The sequence below is a fragment of the Ancylobacter novellus DSM 506 genome (genome assembly GCF_000092925.1).
Lineage (GTDB): Bacteria > Pseudomonadota > Alphaproteobacteria > Rhizobiales > Xanthobacteraceae > Ancylobacter > Ancylobacter novellus.
Genome location: NC_014217.1, coordinates 1,833,486 through 1,858,892, shown reverse-complemented (window position 1 = coordinate 1,858,892; position 25,407 = coordinate 1,833,486). Strand labels below are relative to the sequence as shown.

Genomic DNA, 25,407 nt, shown 5'->3' with positions numbered 1-25,407 from the left:
CTCATGGCGACCGACATTCTGATCGTCGATGACGAGGCCGACATCCGCGGGCTGGTGGCCGGCATATTGGAGGACGAGGGCTACGGCGCCCGCACCGCCAAGGACAGCGACGAGGCGCTCGCCGCCATCGAGTCGCGGCGCCCGCATCTCGTCTTCCTCGACATCTGGCTGGAGCGCTCCAAGCTCGACGGCCTGCAATTGCTGGAGCTGATCAAGAAGAACCACCCGGAAGTGCCGGTGGTGATGATCTCCGGCCATGGCACCATCGAGACCGCGGTCGCCGCCATCAAGCAGGGCGCCTACGACTTCATCGAAAAGCCGTTCAACTCCGACCGGCTCATCCTCGTCGCCGAGCGCGCGCTGGAGACGCTGCGGCTGAAGCGCGAGGTGCGCGACCTCAAGCAGCGCACCCCGGTGGCACAGCAGCTCGTCGGCCGTTCCTCGGTAATGAACCAGTTGCGCCAGTCGATAGAGCGCGTCGCACCGACCAATAGCCGTATCATGATCGTCGGCCCCTCCGGCTCCGGCAAGGAGCTGACGGCGCGCATGATCCACGCCGCCTCGGCGCGCGCCAACGGCCCGTTCGTGGTGATCAACGCCGCGGCCATCACGCCCGAGCGTATGGAGATCGAGCTGTTCGGCGTCGAGGCGACGGACGGGCAGGGACGGCAGGTCGGCGCGCTGGAAGAGGCGCATGGCGGCACGCTGTTCATCGACGAGATCGCCGACATGCCGCGCGAGACGCAGAACCGCATCCTGCGCGTGCTGGTCGACCAGAACTTCCTGCGCGTCGGCGGCTCGACGCGCGTCACGGTCGATGTGCGTATCATCTCCTCGACCGCGCGCAACCTCGAGAAGGAGATCGCGGAAGGCCGGTTCCGCGAGGACCTCTACCACCGCCTCGGCGTGGTGCCGATCCGCGTGCCTCCGCTCGCCGAGCGGCGCGAGGACGTGCCGGAGCTGGTCGAGTTTTTCCTGGAGCACATCTCGCAGGCCACCGGCCTTGCCCGCCGGCGCATCGCCGACGACGCGCTCGCTGTGCTGCAATCGCATGACTGGCCGGGCAATGTGCGCCAGCTGCGCAACAACATCGAGCGGCTCCTGATCCTCGCCGCGGGCGACGCCGAGGCGGCGGTGACGGCGGACATGCTACCCCCCGATGTCGGCTCGCTCGTGCCGAGCCTGCCGAGCGGCAATGGCGGCGAGCACCTGATGGGCCTGCCGCTGCGCGACGCCCGCGAGGTGTTCGAGCGCGAATATCTGGTGGCGCAGATCAGCCGTTTCGGCGGCAACATCTCGCGCACCGCCGAGTTCGTCGGCATGGAGCGCTCGGCGCTGCACCGCAAGCTGAAGGCGCTCGGCATCGGCTGAGCATACGATGCCGCGGACGGCGCTGCGCACGCCCGCGAAGCTGCTATAGAGTGGAATCGAACAAGATGCGCCGAGGCGCCGGAGGGTACCCCGGTGCCGGGTCGGTCCGAGCGGGGTCTTCATGAAGGTCGTCATTTGCGGCGCGGGGCAGGTCGGGTTCGGCATCGCCGAGCGGCTCGCGGCCGAGCAGAACGACGTCTCCATCATCGACACCTCGCCGCGCCTCATCCAGGCGGTGACCGACACGCTCGACGTGCGTGGCTTCGTCGGCCACGGCTCGCATCCGGACGTGCTGGCCCGCGCGGGGCTGGAGGCGGCGGACATGATGATCGCCGTCACCCTGCACGACGAAGTCAACATGATCGCCTGCCAGGTCGGCCACGCGCTGTTCGACGTTCCGACCAAGATCGCCCGCGTGCGCGCCCAGAGCTATCTGCAGGGCCACTGGCGCGACCTGTTCTCGCGCGACCACCTGCCGATCGACGTCGTCATCTCGCCGGAGCTGGAAGTCGGCGAGATGGTGCTGCGCCGGCTCTCGCTGCCGGGCGCCGTCGACACGGTGAGCTTTGCCGACGGCAATGTCGTGGTAGTCGGCGTGCGCTGCCAGGAGGACTGCCCGCTCCTCGACACGCCGCTGCGCCAGCTCACCGACCTGTTCCCGGATCTGCGGGCCGTTGTGGTCGCCGTGAACCGCAACGGCAAGACCTTCGTGCCGCGCTCGACGGATTCGCTGCTCGCCGGCGACCTCGCCTATTTCACCGCCCAGAGCGACCAGGTGGACCGCACGCTGACTCTGTTCGGCCATGACGAGCGGCCGGCGCAGCGCATCGTCATCGGCGGCGGCGGCAATATCGGCCTTTACGTCGCGCGCGAGCTGGAGCAGCGCAATCCGAAGGCGCGGGTGAAGATCATCGAGGACAATCTGGCCAGGGCGGAAGCCGTGGCGCAGGAGCTCTCGCGCACCGTGGTGCTGCGCGGCAGCGCGCTCGACCGCACCATCCTGGAAGAGGCCGCCGTCGGCGACGCCGACACGGTGATCGCCGTCACCAATGACGACCGGGTGAACATTCTCTCCTGCCTGATGTCGCGGGAGCTCGGCGCCAAGCGCATGCTCTCGCTGCTGAACGATCCGGCCTACCCGACCTTCGCCCGCGGGCTCGGTATCGACGCCTATGTGAACCCGCGCCAGATCACCGTCTCCAAGATCCTGCAATATGTCCGCAAGGGCCGCATCCGCGGCGTCCACTCGCTGCTGAACGGCGCTGGCGAGGTGATCGAGGCGGAGGCGCTGGAGACCTCGCCGTTGGTCGGCACGCCGCTGAAGCAACTCGATCTGTTCGACGGCATGCGCATCGGCGCTGTGATCCGGGCGGGCAGGGTGCTGCTGCCGCGCGGCGACACCGTCATCCAGGCGCGCGACCGGGTGGTGATGTTCGCCCTCGCCGACAAGGTGAAGCGGGTCGAGCAGCTCTTCCGGGTGAGTCTCGAGTTCTTCTGAGGTCCCATCGATGTGCACCGTCATCCTGAGGTGCGAGCGCAGCGAGCCTCGAAGGATGGTCGCTTCGCGTAACCCGATGAGCATCCTTCGAGGCCCGGCCGCTGGCCGGGCACCTCAGGATGATGTTGTCCGGTCAGATCGGCGGGGTGGGAAATGATCGCGGTCGCCCGCCACAGCGCGCTCACCGCCGGGGTGATGGCCGGCTTCCTGCTGATCGCCGCGCTGGTAGCGCTGTTCCGCAACGAGGACGGCGCGGACGTCTTCCTGATGACCGCGCTGCTGACCGTGTTCGGCGCCGGCGCGGTCTATCTGTCGGTGCGCAACCGCGGCAATCGTCTCGACCGGCTCGGCGCCTACGGCCTGCTCGTCGTGCTCTGGTTCGGCGTGCCGGTCATCGCTGCTATCCCCATCGCCGCCACCACCTCGCTCGGGCCGGTCGATGCCTGGCTGGAGGCGGTGTCCGCCTTCACTACCACCGGCGCGGTGCAGGTGCACGACATCGCCGACGTGCCGCGCGCCACTCTCGGCTGGCTCTTGACGCTGCAATGGGCCGGGGGCCTTCTCACCCTCGTCGGCTTCGTTGCAGTGCTTGGTCCGGCGGGTATTGGCGGCCTGCCGGATCGCAGCGCCCGTGCCAGCCTGCTCGGCGTCACCGAACAGACCGCGCTCGACGACGCGCTGCGGCTGGTGCTGCCGATCTATCTCGGCGCCACCATCCTCTGCACGCTCATGCTCTTCGCCGTCGGCGTGCGCATGTTCGACGCGCTCGGGCTCGCCGGCTCGGCGCTGTCGACCGGCGGCCTGCTGCCGGATTCCGACGGCATCCCCGCCTATGGCCATTTCGCCGTGAAGCTGGTGCTGATCGTCTTCATGCTGGTCGGCGGCACCAGTGTGCTGTGGCACCGTATGCTGCTGACCCGCCGTATCCGCCTCGCGCTCGGGCAGTACGAGAACCTCGTGCTCATCGCCCTGTGCTTCGTCATCGGCATCGCCGTGGCCGCCATGAGCTACCGGGTGCCGCTCGGCGAGATCGCCCTGCCGATGGCGCTGGAGGATGGCATGTTCACCGCCGTCTCGCTGGTGACGACGACCGGCATCGAGCCGCACGCCGGCTCCTTCGCCAGCCTGCCACTGACGCTGGTCATCGCCATCGTCTTCGTCGGCGGCGCCAGCTTCTCCACTGCCGGCGGCATCAAGATCTACCGCGCCGGCATCATGATGCTGCAGAGTTATCTGGAGCTGGAGCGGCTGGTGCACCCCAACGCCATCCATCCGCGCCGCCTCGGCCAGCAGAACGTGACGCTGCAGATGATGAAGGCGATCTGGATCATGTTCGGCATTGCCTGCATGACGATCGCGGCGCTATCGGCGGCGATCGCCCCGGCCATGCCGAGCTTCGAGGCCGCCTTCGTCTCCATTGTCGCGGCGATGAGCAATATGGGGCCGGTTTATGCCGCCGGCTGGAGCACTGAGGTCGCCTGGCCGGAATGGGGCGCGCTGCCGGCCTATGCGCAGACTATACTCGCCATCGCCATGATTCTCGGCCGGCTGGAAATCCTCGTCGTGCTGGGCCTCGCCAACTTCGCACTGTGGCGGCGCTGACGCCGCCGGGACGGACCTGACTATGTCGCGCATCGCCTATGTGAATGGTCTCTACGTGCCGCATGCCGAGGCGGCGGTGCATGTTGAGGACCGCGGCTACCAGTTCGCCGACGGCGTCTACGAGGTCTGCGAGGTGCGCGGCGGCAAGATGGTCGATGAGCGCCGGCACATGCAGCGGCTCGTGCGTTCGCTCGGTGAGATCCATATCCGCCTGCCCATGCCGCTCGCCGCGCTCGGCGTGGTGCTGCGCGAGACGATAAGACGCAACCGCGTGCGCGACGGCATCGTCTATCTGCAGGTGACGCGCGGCGTGGCGCGGCGCGACCACTACTTCCCCGACCCGTCGACGCCGCCGTCCATCGTGGTGACGGCGCGCGCCAGCGACCCGGCCAGGGCGGAAGCATCGGCCGCGCAGGGCGTCGGCGTCATCACCGTGCCGGAGAACCGCTGGGATCGCGTCGACATCAAGACCGTCGGCCTGCTGCCCAATGTGCTCGCCAAGGAGCAGGCCAAGACCGCCGGCGCGCGCGAGGCCTGGTTCGTCGACAAGGAAGGGCGGGTGACCGAGGGCGGCTCCACCAACGCCTGGATCGTCACCGCCGAGGGGCGTATCGTCACCCGGCCGGCCGAGGCCGGCATCTTGCGCGGCATCACCCGCACTGTGGTGTTCGAGGTCGCCGAGAAGCTGCAATTGCGCGTCGAGGAACGCGCCTTTACCGTCGCCGAGGCGCTCGCCGCGCGCGAGGCCTTCATCACCGCCGCGAGCACCGTCGTCATGCCGGTGGTGCGAATCGATGGTCATCCGGTGGGCGAGGGCAGGCCCGGGCCGGTCGCCCGCGCCTTGCGCGAGACCTTCCACCAGGTAGCGGAGGTCGCCGACTGAAGCAGGCTGAAGCAGCTTCGAATTGGTCAAATGGAAGTATGCGAGTGAAAGCATCTTGCGCGATAGGCATGGTGTGCCATGTTTACCGTGCACGTCTTCATGCCTGTCCGCTCCCGGACGGAGCGCAGGGCTGAAGCCGACCGCGCCGACTACGAGCAACAACAAACAAACGGATCAAAAAACATGGCCGCGGAACGTTCCCAGAACCTCCAGGACACCTTTCTCAACCACGTCCGCAAGAACAAGACGCCGCTCACCATCTTCCTGGTCAACGGCGTGAAGCTCCAGGGAGTCGTCACCTGGTTCGATAATTTCTGCGTGCTGCTGCGCCGTGACGGCCATTCGCAGCTGGTCTACAAGCACGCCATCTCCACCATCATGCCCGGCCATCCGGTCCAGCTCTTCGAGCCGGACGAGACCGGCGAGAAGGGCTGAGGTTGGAACCCAAGGGTTCCAGGCGCTCGCGCGACGCCCGCCTGCCGGCGGCGGACGGCGAGGAGGCCCGCGATGACACGCGGGTCGTGGTCATCGTGCCCAATCTCGCCCGCCGCGGGGCAGGGGAGGACGACCATCGCCGCTCGCCGGAGGCGCGGCTGGAGGAGGCGGTCGGCCTCGCCCTCGCCATCGACGGGTTGCAGGTGGTCGCGAGCATGCTGGTCGGCCTCACCCAGCTGCGGCCGGCGACCTATCTCGGTACCGGCAAGGTCGAGGAGATCGCCGGCGTCGTGAAGGCGGAGGAGGCGGGGCTGGTCTTCGTCGATGCGCCGCTGACGCCGGTGCAGCAGCGCAACCTCGAAAAAGCGTGGTCGGCCAAGGTGATCGACCGCACCGCTCTCATTCTGGAGATTTTCGGCCAGCGCGCCCGCACCAAAGAGGGCGTGCTGCAGGTCGAGCTCGCCCACCTGAATTATCAGCGCAGCCGACTGGTGCGTTCCTGGACGCATCTGGAGCGCCAACGCGGCGGCTTCGGCTTCCTCGGCGGCCCCGGCGAGACGCAGATCGAGGCCGACCGCCGGCTGATCGGCGAGCGCATCCTGAAGATCGAGCGCGAGCTGGAGCAGGTGAAGCGCACCCGCGCGCTGCATCGCGCCAGCCGCAAGAAGGTGCCCTATCCGGTGGTCGCGCTGGTCGGCTACACCAATGCCGGCAAGTCGACGCTGTTCAACCGGCTCACGCGCTCCGACGTGATGGCGCAGGACCTGCTCTTCGCCACGCTCGACCCGACTTTGCGCGCCGTGCAGCTGCCGAGCGGCGAGCGCATCATCCTCTCCGACACGGTGGGCTTCATCTCCGACCTGCCGACGCAGCTCGTCGCCGCCTTCCGCGCCACGCTGGAGGAGGTGATTGAGGCAGACCTCATCCTGCATGTGCGCGACATGTCGCACGAGGATGCGGAGGCGCAGGCGCATGACGTCGAGGCGGTGCTGTCCGATCTCGACATCGATCCCGAGGACGACCACCGCGTCATCGAGGTGTGGAACAAGATCGACCGGCTCGACGAGGAGGGCAGGGCGCGCCTGTTCAACACCGCTGAGCGGCGCGAGGGCGATGCGCGGCCGATCCCCGTCTCGGCGCTGACCGGAGAAGGCGTGGACGCCCTCCTCGTCGCCATCGGCCAGAGGCTGGCGCGCGAGCGGGTGAGCCTGCGCGTCGACCTCGATGCGGCGGACGGACGGGGTCTGAGCTGGCTCTACCGCCACAGCGAGGTGCTGGAACGGCGTGAGGACGAGGGCGGACGGCTGCACCTCGCCGTGCGCGTGCCGCCGGACCGCGCCGAGCACATAGAGCGGCGGTTTGGGGCAAAGCGGATCAAGGGGGCGGGCCAATAGGCCAGTGATCCCGGACGGCCGTTAGGCCGATCCGGGACTGTGACCCGAATGGAGAGCGATCCCGGCTCTCCGCTGCGCTTCGGCCGGGATGACGACCTGAAGAAGGCGCGGCCGGACAAAGGGCAGGGCGCCCGAGCGCCCTACTCCTTCGGGGCCACCGTCTTCGCCGCCTGCCAGAGCGCCTCCATCTCGTCGAGGCTGGCATCCGCCGGGCGGCGGCCATTCTCGGCGAGCGTGTCCTCGATATGGGCGAAGCGGCGGACGAATTTCTCGTTGGTGCCGCGCAGCGCGGCTTCCGGGTCGACGTCGAGATGCCGCGCGAGGTTGGCCAGCGCGAAGAGCAGGTCGCCGACCTCGCCGGCCGCAGCCTCGCGGTCGCCGGAATCGATTTCCGCCTCGACCTCGGCGATCTCCTCGCGGATCTTGTCCAGGACCAGCCGGACATGCGGCCAGTCGAAGCCGACCTTGGCCGCCTTGTTCTGCAGCTTCACCGCGCGGGTGAGGGCGGGCGCCCCGGCCGGCACGCCGTCGAGCGTACGGCCCTGCTCCGGCTCGGGCGGCAGGCCGTGCCGGCGACGGCGCTCGACGCGCTCGGCCTTCTCCTCGGCCTTGATCGCCTCCCAGGCGGCATTCACCGCCGCCACGTCGCGCCCGCGCGCATCGCCGAACACATGGGGATGCCGGCGGACCATCTTGGTGGTGACGGCATTCACCACGTCGCCGAAATCGAAGGCGCCTTGCTCCTGCGCCATCCTCGCGTGGAACACGACCTGCAACAGCAGGTCGCCGAGTTCGTAGCACAGATCGTCGAGGTCGCCGCGGGCGATGGCGTCCGCCACCTCATAGGCTTCCTCGATGGTGTAGGGCGCGATGGAGGCGAAGTCCTGCTTCAGGTCCCAGGGGCAGCCGGTGACCGGCGTGCGCAGCGCCGCCATGATCTCGAGGAGGCGGGAGATGTCGCGGGAGGGCGTCACGTTCTAGCTCCGGAACCGCATGTCTACGAGTCGCATAAGACATATTATGGAAAACATCGACGTGGTTCCTAACGCCGATATTTCTGAGCTTTCGGACACAACTATCTGTCAGAGCGTGATTTTCATGCCGTCATAGGCGGCGGTCACGCCTTCCGGCAGGTCGCGCATCAGCCTGTCGTAGTCGAGATCGGTGTGCAGGTTGGTCAGCACGGCGCGGCGCGGCTTCATCCGCTCGATCCAGGCCAGCGCCTCGCTCAGCGAAAAATGCGTCGGATGCGGCGTGATGCGCAGCGCGTCGACGATCCAGACGTCGAGGTCTTCGAGATAAGGCAGGCTCTCCGCCGGCAGGTCGTGCAGGTCGCTCGAATAAGCGAGGTCGCCGATGCGGAAGCCGTAGGAGATGATCGAGCCGTGATATTGCCGGAAGGCCTGCGCCTCGATCGGCCCGGCCGGCCCATTGACGCGGATGGTATCGCCGGCCTGGAAGCGGTGTTCGTTGAGGATCGGCGGATAGTCGCTGCCGGGCGGTGTCTCGAAGCAGTAGCCGAAGCGCGTGTGCAGCAGTGCCGAGGTCTCGGCGTCGAGATGAACGTCGATGCGCCGGCGGTGCATGATGGTCAGCGGGCGCAGGTCGTCGATGCCGTGGGTGTGGTCGGCATGCTCATGGGTGAACAGCACGGCGTCGAGCCGGTCGACCTCGGCGTCGATCAACTGCTCGCGCAAATCCGGTGAGGTGTCGATCAGCACCCGGGTCGGTTTGTCCCCGCCGTCCTCGAAGCGCTCCACCAGCATGGAACAGCGCCGGCGGCGGTTGCGCGGCTCCTTCGGGTCGCAGGCGCCCCAGCCCTGCCCGACGCGCGGCACCCCGCCCGAGGAACCGCAGCCGAGAATGGTGAAGGTGAACGCCATGCCGTCGATGAGCCTTCAGGATGCGCGGGAGAACAGGCGGAAGAAGTTTTCGGTGGTGCGCGCGGCGATCTCGTCCGGCGTCACGCCGCGAGTTTCCGCCAGTATACGGGCGGTCTCGACCACATAGGAAGGCTCGTTGCGCTTGCCGCGCCAGGGGCCCGGCGCGAGATAAGGCGCGTCGGTCTCCACCAGCAGCCGCTCGGCCGGCAATTCGGCCGCGATCTCGCGCAGCGAGGCGGCCGATTTGTAGGTGAGGATACCGGAGAAGGACACATAGCCGCCCAGCGCCACGGCACGGCGGGCGAGGTCGGCGCTGCCGGTGAAGCAGTGCAGCACGAAGGGGAAGGCGCCCTTCCCGCTCTCGTCTTCGAGGATCGCGGCGACGTCGTCGTCGGCCTCGCGGGCGTGGATGACCAGCGGCAGGCCGGTGCGCCGGGACGCCTCGATATGCCTGAGGAAGCCGGCGCGCTGCGCCTCGCGCGGACCGAGGTCGTAGTGATAGTCGAGTCCCGCCTCGCCGATGGCGACGACCTTGGGATGGTCAGCTTCGCTCAGTAACTCGTCGAGCGTGATGTCGGCTTCCTCGCCGGCATTGTGCGGATGGGTGCCGACCGAGCAGAACACGTCGCCGAAGCGCGCGGCGATCGCCCTCACCTCGCCCGCCCGGCGAATGCGCGTGCCGATGGTCACCATCCGGCCGACGCCGGCCGCGCGGGCCCGCTCGACGACGGCATCGAGCTCCGCGGCGAAGTCCGGGAAGTCGAGATGGCAATGGCTGTCGACGATCATGCCGGGCTCGCCGCCTCGGGCTCGACATAGCGGGGGAACACCGGCGCCGGTGCAGGCAGCACGGTGCCGCCGGCCAAGCGCCCGGCCCCGCCGAGGCTGGCGAAGTCGCGCGCGTCGGAGGAAATATCGAGCAGGTCCAGCAGCTTGGCTGCGCTTGTCGGCACGAAGGGTTGCGCCAGCAGCGCCACCTGGCGGATCACCTCGGCGGTGGTCCACAGCACGGTGCCGAAGCGCTCGGGATCGGTCTTGCGCAATTCCCAGGGCGCGCTCGCGGCGAAGTAGCGGTTGGCGTCCGCCACCACCGCCCAGATCACGCCGAGCGCCTGGTGGATCTGCTGCGCCTCCATCGCCTCGCGCACCTTAGGCCCCATGGCATCGGCCGAGGCGAGGATTTCCGCGTCATCCGGCGCCAATGGGCCGGGCGACGGCAGCGTGCCACTGAGGTTCTTGGCGATCATCGACAGCGAGCGCTGGGCGAGGTTGCCGAGGTCGTTGGCGAGGTCGGCATTGGTGCGCGCGACGATGGCCTCGTGGCTGTAGGAGCCGTCCTGGCCGAACGGGATCTCGCGCAGCAGGAAATAGCGCAGCGCGTCGACGCCATAGGCCTTGGCGAGGTCGAAGGGATCAATGACGTTGCCGACCGACTTCGACATCTTCTCCCCGCGGTTATGGATGAAGCCGTGGGCGAAGACGGTCTTGGGCGGCGCGATGCCCGCCGACATCAGGAAGGCCGGCCAGTACACCGCGTGGAAGCGGATGATGTCCTTGCCGATGATGTGCAGGTCTGCCGGCCAGAAGCGCTTGAAGCTCGCGCTGTCCGTATCGGGATAGCCGACGCCGGTGATGTAGTTGGTGAGCGCATCGACCCACACATACATCACATGCGCTTCGTCGCCCGGCACCGGGATGCCCCAGGTGAAGGTAGTGCGGCTGATCGAGAGGTCCTGCAGCCCGCTCCTGACGAAGCTCGTCACCTCGTTGCGACGCACGTCCGGGCGGATGAAATCCGGGTGCGCGTCGTAATAGTCGAGCAGCTTCTGCTGATAGGCCGAGAGGCGGAAGAAATAGCTCTTCTCCTCGGTCCACTCGACCGGCGTGCCCTGCGGGCCGAGGCGCACGCCGTCGGCATTCACCGTGGTCTCGTCCTCGGCGTAATAGGCCTCGTCGCGCACCGAATACCAGCCGGAATAGGCGCCGAGATAGATATCGCCCGCCTCCACCATGCGCTGCCAGATGGCCTGCGAGGAGAGGATGTGGTCCTCGTCGGTGGTGCGGATGAAGCGGTCGTAATCCACGCCAAGAAGCGCGTCCATCTCCTTGAAGCGCGTGGCATTCTTCGTCGCCCACTCGATCGGCGTGAGGCCCTGCTTTTCGGCCGTCTGCGCCATCTTCAGCCCGTGCTCGTCGGTGCCGGTGAGGAAGAACACGTCGTAGCCGTCCAGCTTCTTGAAGCGGGCGAGGGCGTCGGCGGCGATCTTCTCATAGGCGTGGCCGATATGCGGCGCGCCGTTGGGATAGTCGATGGCGGTGGTGATGTAGAAGGCGGGCTTCACGGTCGGTTCCTGCGGCACGTCCGGCTCCCGCGCTGTCAGGGGCGCACGGCCTCGTCGAGCGACGCGAAGATCCGGAAGACGAGGGTCTTGCGGTCGAGATTGTACACGTCGGCGTCGACCGCGGCGCGGCGAACCTTCTCCCACACCTCCGGCAGCCGTGCAAGGCGAACGGCGGTGCTCTGGCGCCGCCCGGTGGCGTGGTCGGAGACCCAGTCCTCGACGGTCGAGACGAAGCTTTCCAGCGCCCCTCCCCGGTCGCCCTGCAGCTTCTCGCCGAGCGCGTGCAGTGCCTTCGGGTCGACATCGGGCAAGCTGTCGAGCAGCACGCTCGTCGCGTTGCGCACGGCGAGCCCGTCGCCGGAGAGCAGGCTCAGCGCCTCGCGAACGCTGCCGCCGGAGGCTTCCGCCGCCTCGGTGAAGCGGGAGCGGTCGAGGTCTGGCAGGACGTCGGCAAGGTCCTCCAGCGCCGCGACGACCTCCTCGCCGGTAAGCGCGCGCAGCGGCACCATGCGGCAGCGCGAACGTATGGTCGGCAACAGCCGGCCCGGCGCGTGGCTGACCAGCAGGAAGAGCGAGCGGCTCGGGGGTTCCTCCAGCGTCTTCAGCAGCGCGTTGGCGCCTTGCGCGTTCATCTCGTCGAGCGTGTCGACGATGCAGACCCGCCAGCCGCCCAGCGCCGCCGTAGAGCCGAAGAAGGAGCGCACCTTGCGCACCTGCTCGGCCGGGATCATCGAGGGCAGCTTGCCGCTGTCGTTCGGCACGCGCCGCAGCACCAGAAGGTCGGGATGGGAGAGCGCCGCCACCTGCCGCGCGGCCGGGTGGGACGGGTCAACGGTGAGCGAATGCGCCGGTGCGGCGCCGCCGGACAATACGAAGCGGGCGATCGTGTAGGCGAGCGTCGCCTTGCCGATGCCTTCCGCCCCGCCGAGCAGCAGCGCATGCGGCAGCCGGCCGGCGTCCCAGGCGGCGCGCACCATGGTCTGCGCTTCCTCATGGCCGATGAGCCGCGTGCGCTCCCGCGGCGCAGGGGCGGTGCCGAAGCGGTCGCCTTCGGGGGCCGCTTCGCTCACCGGCGTGCCCTCCGGCGGGGCTGGGCGGGACGCAGCCGCTCCTGCACCGCCGTCCAGATCGCCTCGGCTACCGTGTCGGCGTCGGGGCGGGCATCGATCAGCACGCAGCGCTGCGGCTCATTCTCGGCCAGCGCGCGGAACGCCTCGCGCAGGCGGCGGTGGAAGCCCACCCCCTCGCTCTCGAAGCGGTCGGCGGCAACCCCTGAGCGGGCAGAGGCGCGGGACAGCCCCTCCTCCGCGGGAATGTCGAGGATCAGCGTGAGGTCGGGCCGGGTGTCGCCGACCGTCACCTCCTCCAGCGCCGCGATGAGGCGCGGATCGATATTGCCGAGCACGCCCTGATAGGCGCGGGTGGAATCGGCGAAGCGGTCGCAGACCACCCAGGCTCCGCGGGCCAGCGCCGGGCGGATGGTGGCGTCGAGATGGTCGGCGCGGGCGGCGGCGAACAGCGCCGCCTCGGCGAGCGGGCCGAGCGGCTTGGCGGCGCCGGAGAGGATGAGATGGCGCATGATCTCGGCGCCGGTCGAGCCGCCGGGCTCGCGCGTGGCCACCGCCTCGATGCCGAGTTCGGCGAGCTTCTCGCGCAGCCGCCGCACCTGCGTCGACTTGCCGGCGCCCTCCCCGCCCTCGAAGGTAATGAAGCGGCCGGGCGCCGGCGCGCGCGCGCGGCGCAGCGCCGTGACGTTCCCGTCGGCTTTCTCGGCCTTGTCGGTCTTGCGCGGCGGCATGCTCAGCTTGTCGCGGCGCTGGTCAGCTTGGCGTAGCCCTGGCGCAGCAGGCCGACCACCAGCTCATAGGCGCCGTCCATGGCGCGGCGCCACAGCGGTCCTTCCGGCACGGATTCGGCGGCGATCAAGGGCACCGCCAGCGCCAGCTGGTCGCCGCGATAGACGTCGAGCTGGGCCAGCTGCTGGCCTTTCTCCACCGGCGCCCGGATCGGGCCGTCGAAGCGGATCTTGGCGGTGACGCGCTCATCGCCGCTGCGCGGCACCAGCACCCGGATGGGCCCGGTTCCGGTCAGCGGCGCGCCGCCGCGCTCGCCGCCATAGAGCGTCGCCTCGCCGACGATCTGGCCGGGCTCGAACAGCAGGCGGGATTCGAAGGAACGGAAGCCCCATTCGAGCAGCTTGCGCGCGTCCTCGGCCCGCTCCTTCTCGCTCTTCCCGCCGAGGATCACGACGATGAGCCGCTGGTTGTTCTGCACCGCCGAGCCGACGAGATTGAAGCCGCCTTCCTTCAGGTAGCCGGTCATGAAGCCGTCCGCGCCGAGGCTCATGCCCAGCAGCGGGTTGCGGTTGCTCTGGCGGATCTTGCTCCAGAGAAAGTCCGGCTCGCTGAAGATCTTATAGAGGTCGGGGTAGTCGCGGATGATGTGGGTGGCGATCTTCGCCATGTCCCGCGCCGTGGTCTTCTGGTCGGGATCGGACAGGCCGTTGGAATTGTGGAAGCTGGAGCCGGTGAGGCCGAGACGCTTGGCCTCCTCGTTCATCTTCACCGAGAAGCCGAGCTCGTTGCCGGAGATGCCTTCGGCCAGGATGATGGTGGCGTCGTTGCCGGACGGGATGATGGCGCCGCGCAGCAGGTCGCTGACCTTGATCGAGCTGTTCAGCGCCGCGAACATGGTGGCGCCGCCAGAGGGCGCGCCGCCGCGCCGCCAGGCATATTCGGAGACCTTGAACTCGGTGTCGGGCGACAGCCGGCCCTCGGTGATCTCGCGGAAGATCACGGCAAGGCTCATCAGCTTGGCGATGCTGCCTGGTGCGCTCTGCGTGTCCGCGGCCTTCTCGAACAGCACCGTGCCGCTCTCGAAATCCATCAGGATCGCCTGAGGCGCGGCAATCTCCGGCTGCGTCTGCGCGAGCGCGGGCAGCACGAAGGCGGCAAGGCAGAACAGGACGAAAGAGGCGAGAAGGACCGTCCGGAGGGCGGCGGTCCCGCCGGGAATGCTTTGGTCGGGGCTCATCGTGCGCAGCATGCTCAACAACCCTCCCCCGGCTCAAGGCAGAGTTAGCAGCCGGCGGGGGCCGCCGCAATGCGGCGCGTGGGCGGACGGGAAATCAGTAGAGGCCGCGGCCGGTATCGACCGTGGTGTCGATGCCAGGGGCGGCATAGCCCAGGACCGGCTGCGCGCCGACGACCCAGCCCGTGGGCGCGCCCGAGGCGGCCGGCTGGGCGGTGGGTGCCGGCGGCGCGGTGCGCACGGGAGTGGTGCGGACTGGCGGCTGCCAGCTCGCCACCTGCACCGGGCGGGTCGGGGCGGGCTTGGCCGGAACCATGGCCGGCGCCGGCAGCGGCGCGGCGGCGATCGTGGCCGGACGGGGCTTGGAGGCGACGCGCACCGGGGCGACCGGGCCGGGAGCGGCAGGCGCCCGCGCCACCTGCTCCTCGGCATCGTCGCCGAGATCGAACGGCCGGCTCGGCGGCACCGGCACGGAAGCCATGGTGCCGCGCAGCGGACCGGCGGAGGCGACCATCACGTTCGGCATGGCGGCTGGCTTGCCGTTGGTGCGCAGCGTCGAAGCGAGCTGGACGTCGTCCGAACCCTCGAGCGGCGCGCGGCCGACATATTCGACCCGCACGCGGGCGGTGCCGCGGCCTTTGAAGCCGAGCAGGTCGGCGGCGCGCTGCGAGACGTCGATCACGCGATTGCCGTGATAGGGACCGCGATCATTCACGCGCACCACCATCGAGCGACCGTTCTGCACATTGGTCACACGCACATAGGATGGCATCGGCAGCGTCGGATGCGCCGCGGCGATGGAGTGCATGTCGAAGATTTCGCCATTGGCGGTCAGGCGACCGTGGAAGTCGTCGCCGTACCAGGAGGCGAGACCCTCGGTGCGATAATTCGTCGGCTCGGCCGGCACATAGGTCTTGCCGGCGACGACATAGGGCTTGCCGACGCGATAGGTGCCGCCGCCCTTGGGGACCGGCTGGCCGAAGGCGATGACACGCGGGCTGGCAGAGACGCCGTATTTGGGGTCGATCCGGCTGGAGAGCTTGTTGCCGCCACTGCAGTTGGCAACGACGAGGCCGATGCCGCACAGCGCCGCGATGCGGCCGAGCCGGATGGCGGCTCCGCGTGCCGAGACAAGGCCGGTGGCTCGTACAAGAGCTGGAATCGTCCCCATTCACCCCGACCGCTTATCCCGCGCCCTGCCCCGCAGCCTGCGTCATTGATCGCGCAGACCAGAAAGGGACGAGCGCACCTCACCCAAGATCAATGGCCAAGATAGCCATGATCCCACTCCTTGTCCTTCAGGAGGCTGCCCGAGTGAGGCGAAAATGCGGCGCATCGCCCATCATGGTGAACGAAGCGTAAGTAACGGAGGGTCAAAGGTATTCTAGCGTGGCAGGTTTCGTCCTGCGGTTGTGGCGCCAAAAATTCGCCCAACAGTCGCCTCAGGGCGAATCCTGCGCTCGGAGGCACGGCCGGCAGGCGCCGACCGCCCTCCTCCGCATCCGATTGCCGGCTACTTGTCGCCGAGCACCGAGTCCGAGGCGGTGATGAGTCCGAGCTCCGGGTTCATGCCGCAATAGCCGCCGAGCTTCTCGGCATTGTTGACGAACTTGTCGGTGTCGATCACCGGCGGGGCGTCCTCGTCCTTGTAGTAGGCGTCGAGCCAGGTGAGGATGATCCCGATCGTCTCCTTGTCGCTATCGACGAACTGCTTGCAGGTCATCGTCGACAGGTCCCACTTCTCGGCCGCCGCCGGCGTCAGGCTGGCGATCAGCGCCGCAATCGCGAATGCGTATTTCATACCCCGTCCCCACCCTTGATGCCGCACGGTGCGGCGACGGCGCATGGTGCGCCGAGTGCCACCAAAATACCATGACGGAAAAGGGCGAAACGACGGATATTTGAGCTTCCGCCGGCGTCAGCCGACCGGCGCGGTCTCCGGCATCAGCCGGGCATAGAGCGAAGACAGCCGCTCGCGGTAGCGCTCTTCCGAGAACAGCGCCGCCTGCGCCCTACCCCGCGCGGAAAACGTCTCGCGCAGCGCCGAATCCGTCGCCATGACCTTAATGGCGTCGGCGATGGCGCGCGGGTCGTAGGGGTCGACCAGCAGCGCCGCGTCGCCCGCGACTTCCGGGATCGAGGCGGTGTTGGAGGTAATCACCGGCGTGCCGAGCGACATCGCCTCCAGCACCGGCAGGCCGAAGCCCTCATAGAGCGAGGGGAAGACCAGCGCCTTGGCGCCGCGGATCAGGCTCACCAGCAGCGGGAACGGCGCGTAGTCGAAACGGCGCACGCGGTCGCGGGTGAAGGTGAGGTTGTCGAGCTGCTCCAGATAGCGGTTCGAGCCCTCATTGAGGAAGCGTAGTTCCTCTCCGGCCTTCCAGGCGGTCTTGCCGAGCAGCACCAGCGGCTCCTCGACCTGCGAGGCGAGATAGGCCTCGATCAGGCGGGAGATGTTCTTCTTCGGCTCGATGGCGCCGAAGAACAGGAAATAGCCCTTGTAGGTGAGCCCGAAGGCCCCCTCCACTTCCTCGCGCACGAGGTCGTCGGGCTTGTCGGCGTATTTCTTCGGGATGGAGACGGCCTGATAGGTGTTGGTGATCCGCTCCTCCGGATAGTCGAACAGCTCGACGATATCCTTCTTCGACGCCTCGGAGACGGTGACGATATGGTCGGCGCGCTTGAGCACGCCCTGGATCATCCGCTTGTACATCTTCTTGTTGTCGAGCGTGGTGAAGGGCAGACGCAGCGGCACGAGGTCGTGCAGTGTGTAGATGTTGCGCGTACCCGGCAGCCTTATCGGCAGCGGATAGGTCCAGTGCATCAGGTCCGGCCGCGTCACGCCGCCGACGGTGAGGAAATGCTTGTAGGCGCGGAAGTGCCAGTAGCTGCGCGAGAACAGCTCCGGCGCGTTCCAGATCAGGTCGTAATGCGGCATGCGCGACTGGAAGGTGCGGGAGATGACCTTGCCGGTCATCGGCACCGGCCGCGCGCGCAGGCCGAGCGGCGAGGTGCAGAGCTGCACCAGCCGCCGGCTCAGTTCCAGCAGGAAGGAGGGTGAGCCGGCATTCGGATCGAAGAAGGAGATCTCCCGCAGCAGGGGGTCCGTGCTGGGGGATGCACGGGTGCCGTAGAGGATCTCCGTCCGATAGCCGAGCTCACCACAGGCGAAGCTGAGGTTGCGGGCATAGGTGGCGACACCCGTGCCCGTCTCCAGCGCGAGGTTGTAGCCGTCGATCATCACGGTCCCGCGGCTCGCCGGCCGCGGAACCGTCTGATGCGGCGTCCGCAGGAGCGGAGGAGCTCCCGCGCCGCTCTCGTCACCCCGCAACAGCATGGGCCTCCGCCACCCGCGCCTTGGGCGGGGCCGCGCCGCCGCCATGGGCGTAGGGTATGTCGCGGATCAGCGGATGCTCGAAGATGCTCGCGCCCGCCGGCGCGCTGATCGGCGCAACGTCGATCGGGAAGGCGTCGATGAGCGGATCGATGTCGAACTCGACCGGTTCCCAGGCGAGGTCGATCGACCACATCAGGTGTTCCCAGTCGGTCGGCTTGTTGCGGCGCTGGACATAGACCGGCAGATGGGTGCGCCCGAGCCCCTGGTAGAGGTCGGTGATGCGCAGGTCGTAGCCGTCGTCCGGGTCGAGCTTGCGGTTGATCAGCCCGTCCGGCGTGCCGCGCGGGGCGAAGTAGAGGCAGGGTATGCCGTAGCTCTCGGCGAACACCATGCCGTGCAGGCTGGTGGAGACGAGGCGCTTGCAGGCGAGGATCTCGTCCAGCTTCTCGCGCATCGATTCCGCACTGATCGCGGTCAGCGTGTTGATGATGCGCACGCTGCCCTTGAAGTCGGCCGGCACGTGATAGCGCTCATAGGCCTCGCGCGGCAGCGTATCGAGCGCGCGGTCGGTGAGATCGGAGAGGTGGACGATGACGCCGATCTCCCACTTCTTCTCGATCTTCGGGTTGTAGAAGCGCGGCAGCGCCCAGACCGGATCGCCGTAGACCGGCGCGCCGACCGCGTTCTCCTCGCCGAGGATGGCGCGGCCGACCGGGCCGCGCGTAGCGTAGACCCGGTAGCGGGTCGCCGGATCGGGCCGGAAGACGACGCGCTCGCCCTCCTGCGCGGTCTGGAGATAGCGCGACGAGCCGGTGCCCCAGATCGAGACGTCGCCGCCCTTCATGTTCTGGGCGATGGTTCCGACCGCCGCCATGCGCACGGAGAGGGCGTCATGTGCCTGGTGGATGATCGGTTTCCCTGAGACGAGGGCCACCATGACCGGACTGAGGGCGTCGCCCAGGTTGAGGTAGTGCTGGACCTTGGTAGCGGCGGCCCAGGTGAGTGGGACGGCGCCCTTGTCCCGGACGATGTTGCGCAGCGAGTTCTCAATCACGTCGCTTGTTCCTTCTTCGTCAAAACCTGACTCGAAATTCCCGTTTCCCCTGCCCGACCGCCTGCCGGGAGGCTCGGCCGGGACGGCCGGGCCTCGAAGGATGTTCGTCCAGATGCGCCGGAGACCCATGGTCGTGCCTCGCTTCGCTCGCATTGGGGGATCGGGATCCCGGAGCCGCCTCTCAGGAGACGTGAACGGCCGCGGCGCTCTCGACGCGGTTGTAGACGTCGTCGAGCCGCACGATGTCGTCCTCGCCGAGATAGGAGCCGACCTGGACCTCGATGAGCTCGAGCGGAATGCGGCCGGGATTGGTCAGGCGGTGGACGGCGCCGAGCGGGATGTAGGTCGACTCGTTTTCCTGAAGCATGGAGACGGTCTCGCCGACGGTGACTTCGGCGGTGCCGTGCACGACGATCCAGTGTTCGGAACGGTGGTGGTGCTTCTGCAGCGACAGCCGCTCGCCCGGATCGACGATGATCTTCTTCACCCGGAAGCGGCCGCCGAGATTGATGGTCTCGTAGCTGCCCCAGGGCCGGTGCATCTTGGGATGTTCATTGGCCTCGTTGCGGCGCTCGGCCTTGAGCGAAGCGACGAGGTGCTTCACCTCTTCGGAGCGCTCGGACGGCATGACCAGCACGGCATCGCCGGTCGCCACCACCGAGAGCCCTTCCACGCCGATGGCCGCGACCAGCGGGCCTTCGGAATGGACGTAGGAATTGACGGAATCGATGACCCGCACCGAGCCACGTTGCACGTTGCCCTTCTCGTCCGCCGCGCCGATCTCGCGCATGGCGTTCCAACTGCCGACGTCGGACCAGGGGAAGGTGCCTTCCACTACCGCGGCGCGGCTGGTGCGCTCAAGAACGGCGTAGTCGATGGACAGGCTCGGCGCGGCGTGGAAATCGGCGCTCAGCCGGCAGAAGCCGAGGTCGCTCTTGGAGCCCTCGACGGCGCGGCGCACCGCCTCGACGATCTCCGGCTCGAAGCTCTCCGCCTCTTCCAGCATCACATGCGCGGGGAAGAGGAAGTTGCCGGAGTTCCACAGATAGCCGGCCTCGACATAGTCGCGCGCCACGGCGGCGGTCGGCTTCTCGGCGAAGGCCTCGACCTGCGCGGCCGAGCCGCCGTTTAGCGCCGCGCCGCGGCGGATATAGCCGTAGGAGGTGCGCGGCTCGGTCGGGGTAATGCCGAAGGTCACGATATGGCCGAGCCCGGCGGCGCCGAGCGCCTTGCCGCAGGCATCGTGGAAGGAAGCGGTGTCGCCGATGACATGGTCGGCGGCGAGGACCAGCAGGATCGCCTCCTCGCCATGGAGCTGCTGCGCAAGCAGCGTGGCGGCGATCAGCGCCGGCGCGGAATCGCGGCGCACCGGCTCCAGCAGCACGGTCGGCTCAATGCCGATCTCGCGGGCCTGGCGCTGGGCGAAGAAGCGGAACTCGTCATTGGTGACGATGATGGGCGAGGCGAACATGTCGCCCGGCGCCACGCGCTGCAGCGTGTCCTGATAGAGCGTGCCGCCGGAGGTCGAGAGCGGCAGGAACTGCTTCGGCAGGGAATCGCGTGAGATCGGCCAGAGTCGTGTGCCGGATCCGCCCGCGAGAATGACTGGGACGATCTTGGAGTCGGCCATCGGTGTTCTCCTCGACGTTCAAAGGGGGTGTCGGTAATAAAATACGGTCCGCCTCCCGGTATTTCGCAAGTGCGAGATAGTATACATACGACAAAATACGTCAACATGAAGTCAGTATATGAATTTCATTTCAATTTATAAATATATGCAGACGTTGTGTGTGTATATGTCTGCCATTAGATGAGAAATAAGGATCGTCTGTGACGATCATATGGAGATATCGCGCGCTGCCATGGCGCGCCTTGGCGGCATTTCGTGCTCTTCGTCGGCGTCACTTCTTCTCGACTGCCCGATGTGCACCGCGAAAAACAACCGCAGCACCGCCTCGCGCAGGAAGGCCGGCACGCAGCGCCCGAGCCCGACCAGCGCCACCAGCGGCCAGGGGAAGGCGATACTGCGCGCGCCCCGCTCGCTCGCCGCGGCGATGACGGCGGCAGCCCGCTCGGGGCTCCATTGCAACGGTCGCCAGCCGCGATAGGTGCGGGTGACGCCGGTGGCGATGAAGCCGGGACAGGCGACCGTCAGCCGCACCCCTTGCGCCGCCAGCCGCGGACGCAGCGCGTCGCCGAAGGCGATGAGCGCCGCCTTGGTGGCGCTGTAGGTCGGCTGATCCGGTAGCGGCATGCGCCCGGCCAGCGAGGCGACCAGCACCAACCTGCCCCCGCCCCTTGCCCGCATCGGGTCGATCAGCGGCAGCACGGTGGCAACGGCGCCTTCCACATTGGTGCGGATCTGCGCCAGCACGTCGGGCAGCGCCTCGGCCTGGCCGTCGCGGCCGAGGCTCGCCTCGACGCCGGCATTGGCGATGACGGTGTCGATCGGCGACTGCACGTCGATATGGGCGATGAGCTCGGCCAGCGTCCGGCTCTCGCGTACGTCGAGCGCCACCGTGCTCACTTGCGCGCCGCGCTCCCGGCATTCGTCGGCCACGGCGTTGAGCCGCTCCGGGCCGCGGGCGATCAGCACCAGCGCCACGCCGGGCCGTGCATAATGCCGCGCCAGCGCGGCGCCGAGGCCGCCGGATGCGCCGGTGATGAGGATGTGGCGTTCGCCGACGGGTCTTGCGCTCATGCCGGTCGCGCCTCCTCCGCCATTCGGGCGACGAGGCCAACTACCGCCCGTTCGATCGCCGCCGGGGCGAAGAAGCCGCCGGCGATCTGCGTGCGCGCCAGAACGACGCGGCGATAGGCTTCGACGAGCCGCGGATCGGGCGCCGCCGCCTCGTGCCAGAAGCCGTCGAGCGGCCCCTGATGGGCCAGCCCCGGCATGTCGTAGGTGGCGCGGCCGAGCACCTTGAGCGGCTTGTTGTGCCGCAATGCCTGCAGCGCCGTGGTCGAGTTCACCAGCACCACGCCGGCACTCGCCTTCACCAGCGGCTCGATGTCGCCGCCCTCGATGAAGACGACGCGCTCCGTGAGGCCGAATTCCGCGGCGACGCGCTCCACCTTGCGGCGCGTGGCCGGCAGGCTGGTGTCGTAGGGATGCCGCTTGACCGCCAGCACCGCCCCGGCGGGAGCCGACCGCGCGAAGGATGCGAGCACCAGGCGCACCACCTCCTCCACCGAGCGGAAGCTGGAATGCGCCCGCATCTGGTAGTCGCCCTCGAGCTGCAGCGGCAGCAGGAAATAGGACACCCCTTCCCCAAGCCGCGCCCGGGCCGTGCGGTCACGCTTCGTCGCGCTGTTGGAATTTAGCCAGCGAACAATCCAGCCTGCATAATCCACCGCCGGATGCGCCAGCGTGTGGCGCCGGTAGCGGTGGAACAGCGGCGCCAGCGCGGCGAAGCCCGCATGCCAGGCGACGTCCCACATCGCCCGCCGGGGGAAGGGCTCGGGTAGCGGCGCGCGGCTCGGCGGCTCGGCCACGGTTACCGCCACCTCACGAAGCGATTCGGGTGCGCGCGGCAGGTCGGAATGAGCGTTCACGCCACGGCGCTCGCAGGTGATCCAGCCGGGGCGCACATAGCCTTCCTCCAGCAGATGGAGCCGGAGCCCGCGCGCATGGCCGAGCCGCACCGCCGGCGCGTGATAGGGCCGGCAGTCGCCGAACAGCACGACATCGCTCACCGCTTCCTCGGCCATGAGCCGCTCCAGATAGGTCGGCCAGTCCTGTGGCCGTCCGCGAAAGAGACGCGCGCGGGCGGGCCAGAAGACGAGGTCGCCGCCGCACAGATGCACCTTGACGATTCGCGCCCCGCGCCCGGCCAGCGTCCGCGCGAGGCGGAAGCCGAAGGGCGAGGCCGGCCCCTGCAGGAACAGGAAGCAGCGACCGGAAAAGTCTCCGCCCGTCCCTTCCGCGGCGCGGGCGGCCTGCACGCCCTGCCCCGCCTGCGGCGCCGGCAAGGCCGTGCGCGCGGCGGCGAAGGCGAGAGAGGGACCGGCGCGATCCGCCGTCCCGCTCAATAGTCGATCCGATCGACGATCTCGGCCGGCAGCGGCCAGTTCATCTCCTCCGGCGACACCGCCAGCGGCAGCGGGAAGGCGCGGATCAGCGGCCGGTCGTCATAGCTGAGCGGGCGCCACTTGCCGTGGACCCAGGCCAGCACCGCGCCCCAGTCGGTCGGCTTGGAACGGTCGAGGCAGTAGGAGGACAGCGTCGTCCGCCCGACACCCGAATAGAAGTCGCGCATGCGGTGGTCGATCTGGTGCTGCGGGTTGCCGAGGTCGAGCATCCTCCCCTCCCCGTCGCCATAGGTGGCGAACCAGGCGCAGGGGATGCCGTAGGTCTCGGCGATGACGAGCCCGTGCAGACTGGTCGAGACGATGGCGCGGCAGGAGACGATCTCCGCCACCTTCGCCCGCATTGCCTCGGCGGTCGGCGGGCAATGGGTATTGATCAGCCGGATGCGGTCCTTGAAGGCGTCCGGTACGTGATAACGGCGTAGCGAGGGCTTCGCTCCGGCCTCGGGCGTGCGGTCCTCCAGCTCGGTGATGTGGAGGATGACGCCAAGATCGTGCGTCTTCTCCACCTCCTTCATCGGCCAGAAGCGGGGGAGCATCCACACCGGGTCGCCGAAGATGTCGGGCACCTCGATGCCGGCGGCGCGCAGCGTGCGGGCGCTGTTCGGTCCGCGCAGCGCATGCACGTTGAACTCGGTGTCGGCGGGGCGGACATAACCGCGCACCAGCGGGTCGACCGGGTTGCGTTCGGCATCCACGCCGGTGCCCCAGAAATGCAGCACGCCGTTGCGCTGGTTGTGGCCGATGGTGCCCACCGCAACCATGCGCTCGATCGGCTGGTCGAAGCCGGCGCGCCGCACGGTGACGCCGGCCATGCCGGCGACGATGAGAGCGCTCAGCGTATCGCCGAGATTCGCGTGCGGCGTCTCCCGAGTCGTCGCCGCCCAGGAGAGCGGGATGGAGATCCGGTCGGCGTTCATGCGCAGAAGCGTAGACAGTCCCGGCGTCAGCCCGGCGGCCGGAGCCTTCGGGTAGCCGACGACTTTCGTTACCGCCGATGAAGCCGGACCGGGCACGCGTGCTCCCTTCGCTTCCGGCTCCAACGCCCGCGCTTCCGTTTGGTTCACCACGATCGGCCGACCGCCGTCGGCGTCACGATCCTGCTGACGCAGCAAAGCCACGTCATGCTGCAATACCAATCCCTTGATGACCGGATGCTCCCAGATGCTCTTGCCCGAAGGCGCCTTGAGGGGAGACGGCGTGAACGGGAAGGCATCGATCAGCCGCTCGGCGTCGAATTCGGCCGGCTCCCAGGTGCGGTCGACCGCATCCATCAGCGCCTGCCAGTCGGTCGGCAGGCCGCGGTCCTGGAAATAGGCAGGGATGTGCCGGCGGCCGAGCCCGAGATAGAGGTCGACGATTCGCAGATCCGCCGGACCGTCGGGATCGAGCGCCAGCCGGCCGAGGCCGCGTGGTTCGGACAGCGGCGGGAAATACAGGCAGGGAATGCCATAGGCCTCGGCGACGACGAGGCCGTGCATACTCATCGAGACGATCCGCTCGCAGGCAAGGATCTCGTCGAGCTTGGCCTTCAGCGCCGGCACGCCGAGCGGCGTCACCGTGGTGATGAGATGGACGTCGTTCTTGAACTCGTCCGGGACGCGGTAGCGCGCAAACGCCGGTAGCGGGCGCGCTTCATAGGAGCGGTCGGCGAGCTCGGAGAGATGCAGGATAACGCCGAGCTTCCACTTCTTGCGGATGCGCGGGCGATAGAATCGCGGCAGCAGCCAGGCCGGATCGCCATAGAGGCCCGGCCGCGCATCGCCATTGGCCATCAGCCGTTCGGCCACCGGGCCGCTGGTGGCGTGCAGCACGATGCCGCCATGGCCGGAAGGCGCGAAGGCAATGCGCTGGTCGGCCGGTGCCGAAGGGTTCTTCCAGGGCGAGCAGCCCGTGCCCCAGACATGCACCTGGCCGCCCTCGAAGGTGTGGCCGATGGCGCCGATGGCGGCCATGCGCACGGATTGCGATTTTGCCGGAACGCGACGCACCGGCAGGCCGCCGACCATGGCGGTCATGACCGGGCTCAGCGCATCCTCGAAGTTCAGATAGTCCATCAGCGTGGTCGATCCGGCCCAGCCGAGCCGGACTTCACCCTCGGACCGAACGACTGCTTCGAGCGGTGTTTTCATACTTCCTCACGCGCTGTAAGCAAAGCTAAAATATCTAAGATAGATGGTTCGGGCGCATAGCCCATGTTGATAATAGAATTACGCGTTTCACCCTTCATGTCCACTCCGGCAGAAATATACATATGGATGGAACCTTCCGACGCCGAGCGCGTTAGGTTTGCCCTCCACGACCTCCGATACCTCTCCTCCGGGCGCCGCCGACAGGAGCCGTCGTCGAGACGGCGGTGGTATGCCAGGACAGTTGCACCGCAACCGAACCGTTCCTGCGACGCAACAGATCACCTATGGTCATGCCGCCGAGTTCACGCGGAGAATTGCTGTCATTGGCTGGTAGGTAAGCACCGTATCGGTCGGTTT

At 68.1% G+C, this 25,407-nt stretch carries 21 protein-coding genes; 6 read left to right on the top strand and 15 right to left on the bottom strand.

Annotated elements, in window-relative coordinates; translation table 11 throughout:
• Positions 1 to 3: 3 nt before the first annotated feature.
• The 6 genes from ntrX to hflX all read left to right on the top strand — a co-directional run bounded on the left by ntrX (position 4) and on the right by hflX (position 7,183).
• Positions 4 to 1,371, top strand: a complete 1,368-nt coding sequence (gene ntrX / locus SNOV_RS08915; RefSeq protein ID WP_013166589.1) for a nitrogen assimilation response regulator NtrX — start codon at positions 4 to 6, stop codon at positions 1,369 to 1,371.
• A 121-nt stretch (positions 1,372 to 1,492) separates the two neighbouring features.
• The gene (trkA, locus tag SNOV_RS08910) at positions 1,493 to 2,869 is read left to right on the top strand and encodes a Trk system potassium transporter TrkA (protein WP_013166588.1); all 1,377 of its coding nucleotides are present in this window, start codon (positions 1,493 to 1,495) and stop codon (positions 2,867 to 2,869) included.
• A gap of 153 nt (positions 2,870 to 3,022) precedes the next feature.
• Complete coding sequence (locus SNOV_RS08905) at positions 3,023 to 4,471, top strand: TrkH family potassium uptake protein (RefSeq protein ID WP_013166587.1); 1,449 nt, start codon at positions 3,023 to 3,025, stop codon at positions 4,469 to 4,471.
• Between the two features lie 22 nt (positions 4,472 to 4,493).
• The gene (locus tag SNOV_RS08900) at positions 4,494 to 5,354 is read left to right on the top strand and encodes a D-amino-acid transaminase (RefSeq protein ID WP_013166586.1); all 861 of its coding nucleotides are present in this window, start codon (positions 4,494 to 4,496) and stop codon (positions 5,352 to 5,354) included.
• A 183-nt stretch (positions 5,355 to 5,537) separates the two neighbouring features.
• Positions 5,538 to 5,789 (top strand): RNA chaperone Hfq, encoded by a 252-nt coding sequence (hfq, locus tag SNOV_RS08895; RefSeq protein WP_013166585.1) that lies wholly within the window; start codon positions 5,538 to 5,540, stop codon positions 5,787 to 5,789.
• 2 nt (positions 5,790 to 5,791) lie between these two features.
• Positions 5,792 to 7,183: a GTPase HflX gene (gene hflX / locus SNOV_RS08890; RefSeq protein ID WP_013166584.1), complete on the top strand. Its 1,392-nt coding sequence runs from the start codon at positions 5,792 to 5,794 to the stop codon at positions 7,181 to 7,183.
• 140 nt (positions 7,184 to 7,323) lie between these two features.
• On the opposite strand, the gene mazG is transcribed toward hflX, so the two are convergent.
• The 15 genes from mazG to SNOV_RS24075 form a co-directional block, all read right to left on the bottom strand.
• Positions 7,324 to 8,157, bottom strand: coding sequence for a nucleoside triphosphate pyrophosphohydrolase (gene mazG, locus SNOV_RS08885; RefSeq protein ID WP_013166583.1), 834 nt, complete (start codon positions 8,155 to 8,157; stop codon positions 7,324 to 7,326).
• A 108-nt stretch (positions 8,158 to 8,265) separates the two neighbouring features.
• Complete coding sequence (locus SNOV_RS08880) at positions 8,266 to 9,066, bottom strand: MBL fold metallo-hydrolase (protein WP_013166582.1); 801 nt, start codon at positions 9,064 to 9,066, stop codon at positions 8,266 to 8,268.
• A gap of 15 nt (positions 9,067 to 9,081) precedes the next feature.
• Positions 9,082 to 9,855 (bottom strand): TatD family hydrolase, encoded by a 774-nt coding sequence (locus SNOV_RS08875; RefSeq protein WP_013166581.1) that lies wholly within the window; start codon positions 9,853 to 9,855, stop codon positions 9,082 to 9,084.
• Entirely contained in the window at positions 9,852 to 11,426 is a 1,575-nt protein-coding gene (metG, locus tag SNOV_RS08870; protein WP_013166580.1) for a methionine--tRNA ligase, read from the bottom strand. The genes SNOV_RS08875 and metG overlap by 4 nt, the downstream gene beginning before the upstream one ends.
• Positions 11,427 to 11,443: 17 nt before the next feature.
• Complete coding sequence (locus SNOV_RS08865; protein ID WP_013166579.1) at positions 11,444 to 12,478, bottom strand: DNA polymerase III subunit delta'; 1,035 nt, start codon at positions 12,476 to 12,478, stop codon at positions 11,444 to 11,446.
• A complete protein-coding gene (gene tmk / locus SNOV_RS08860) occupies positions 12,475 to 13,206 on the bottom strand; it encodes a dTMP kinase (protein WP_013166578.1) in 732 nt (243 codons plus the stop codon). Before tmk ends, SNOV_RS08865 begins: the two co-directional genes overlap by 4 nt.
• Before the next feature lie 2 nt (positions 13,207 to 13,208).
• A complete protein-coding gene (locus SNOV_RS08855) occupies positions 13,209 to 14,453 on the bottom strand; it encodes a D-alanyl-D-alanine carboxypeptidase family protein (RefSeq protein ID WP_013166577.1) in 1,245 nt (414 codons plus the stop codon).
• Positions 14,454 to 14,535: 82 nt separating this feature from the next.
• Positions 14,536 to 15,609, bottom strand: a complete 1,074-nt coding sequence (locus SNOV_RS08850) for a septal ring lytic transglycosylase RlpA family protein (RefSeq protein ID WP_013166576.1) — start codon at positions 15,607 to 15,609, stop codon at positions 14,536 to 14,538.
• Positions 15,610 to 15,951: 342 nt separating this feature from the next.
• Complete coding sequence (locus tag SNOV_RS08845; protein WP_013166575.1) at positions 15,952 to 16,239, bottom strand: HdeA/HdeB family chaperone; 288 nt, start codon at positions 16,237 to 16,239, stop codon at positions 15,952 to 15,954.
• Between the two features lie 117 nt (positions 16,240 to 16,356).
• The gene (locus SNOV_RS08840; protein ID WP_041782123.1) at positions 16,357 to 17,679 is read right to left on the bottom strand and encodes a glycosyltransferase family 4 protein; all 1,323 of its coding nucleotides are present in this window, start codon (positions 17,677 to 17,679) and stop codon (positions 16,357 to 16,359) included.
• A 79-nt stretch (positions 17,680 to 17,758) separates the two neighbouring features.
• Positions 17,759 to 18,829, bottom strand: coding sequence for a polysaccharide pyruvyl transferase family protein (locus SNOV_RS08835; RefSeq protein ID WP_244412910.1), 1,071 nt, complete (start codon positions 18,827 to 18,829; stop codon positions 17,759 to 17,761).
• Between the two features lie 181 nt (positions 18,830 to 19,010).
• Positions 19,011 to 20,459 (bottom strand): mannose-1-phosphate guanylyltransferase/mannose-6-phosphate isomerase, encoded by a 1,449-nt coding sequence (locus SNOV_RS08830; RefSeq protein WP_013166572.1) that lies wholly within the window; start codon positions 20,457 to 20,459, stop codon positions 19,011 to 19,013.
• Positions 20,460 to 20,666: 207 nt separating this feature from the next.
• Positions 20,667 to 21,530 carry an SDR family NAD(P)-dependent oxidoreductase gene (locus SNOV_RS08825; protein WP_013166571.1) on the bottom strand — a complete coding sequence of 288 codons (864 nt, stop codon included), beginning with the start codon at positions 21,528 to 21,530 and terminating at the stop codon, positions 20,667 to 20,669.
• On the bottom strand, positions 21,527 to 22,861 hold the full coding sequence (locus tag SNOV_RS08820) for a capsule biosynthesis protein (RefSeq protein ID WP_013166570.1): 1,335 nt from the start codon (positions 22,859 to 22,861) through the stop codon (positions 21,527 to 21,529). The genes SNOV_RS08825 and SNOV_RS08820 overlap by 4 nt, the downstream gene beginning before the upstream one ends.
• Positions 22,858 to 25,050, bottom strand: a complete 2,193-nt coding sequence (locus SNOV_RS24075; protein ID WP_013166569.1) for a polysaccharide pyruvyl transferase family protein — start codon at positions 25,048 to 25,050, stop codon at positions 22,858 to 22,860. The genes SNOV_RS08820 and SNOV_RS24075 overlap by 4 nt, the downstream gene beginning before the upstream one ends.
• Positions 25,051 to 25,407 lie beyond the last annotated feature (357 nt).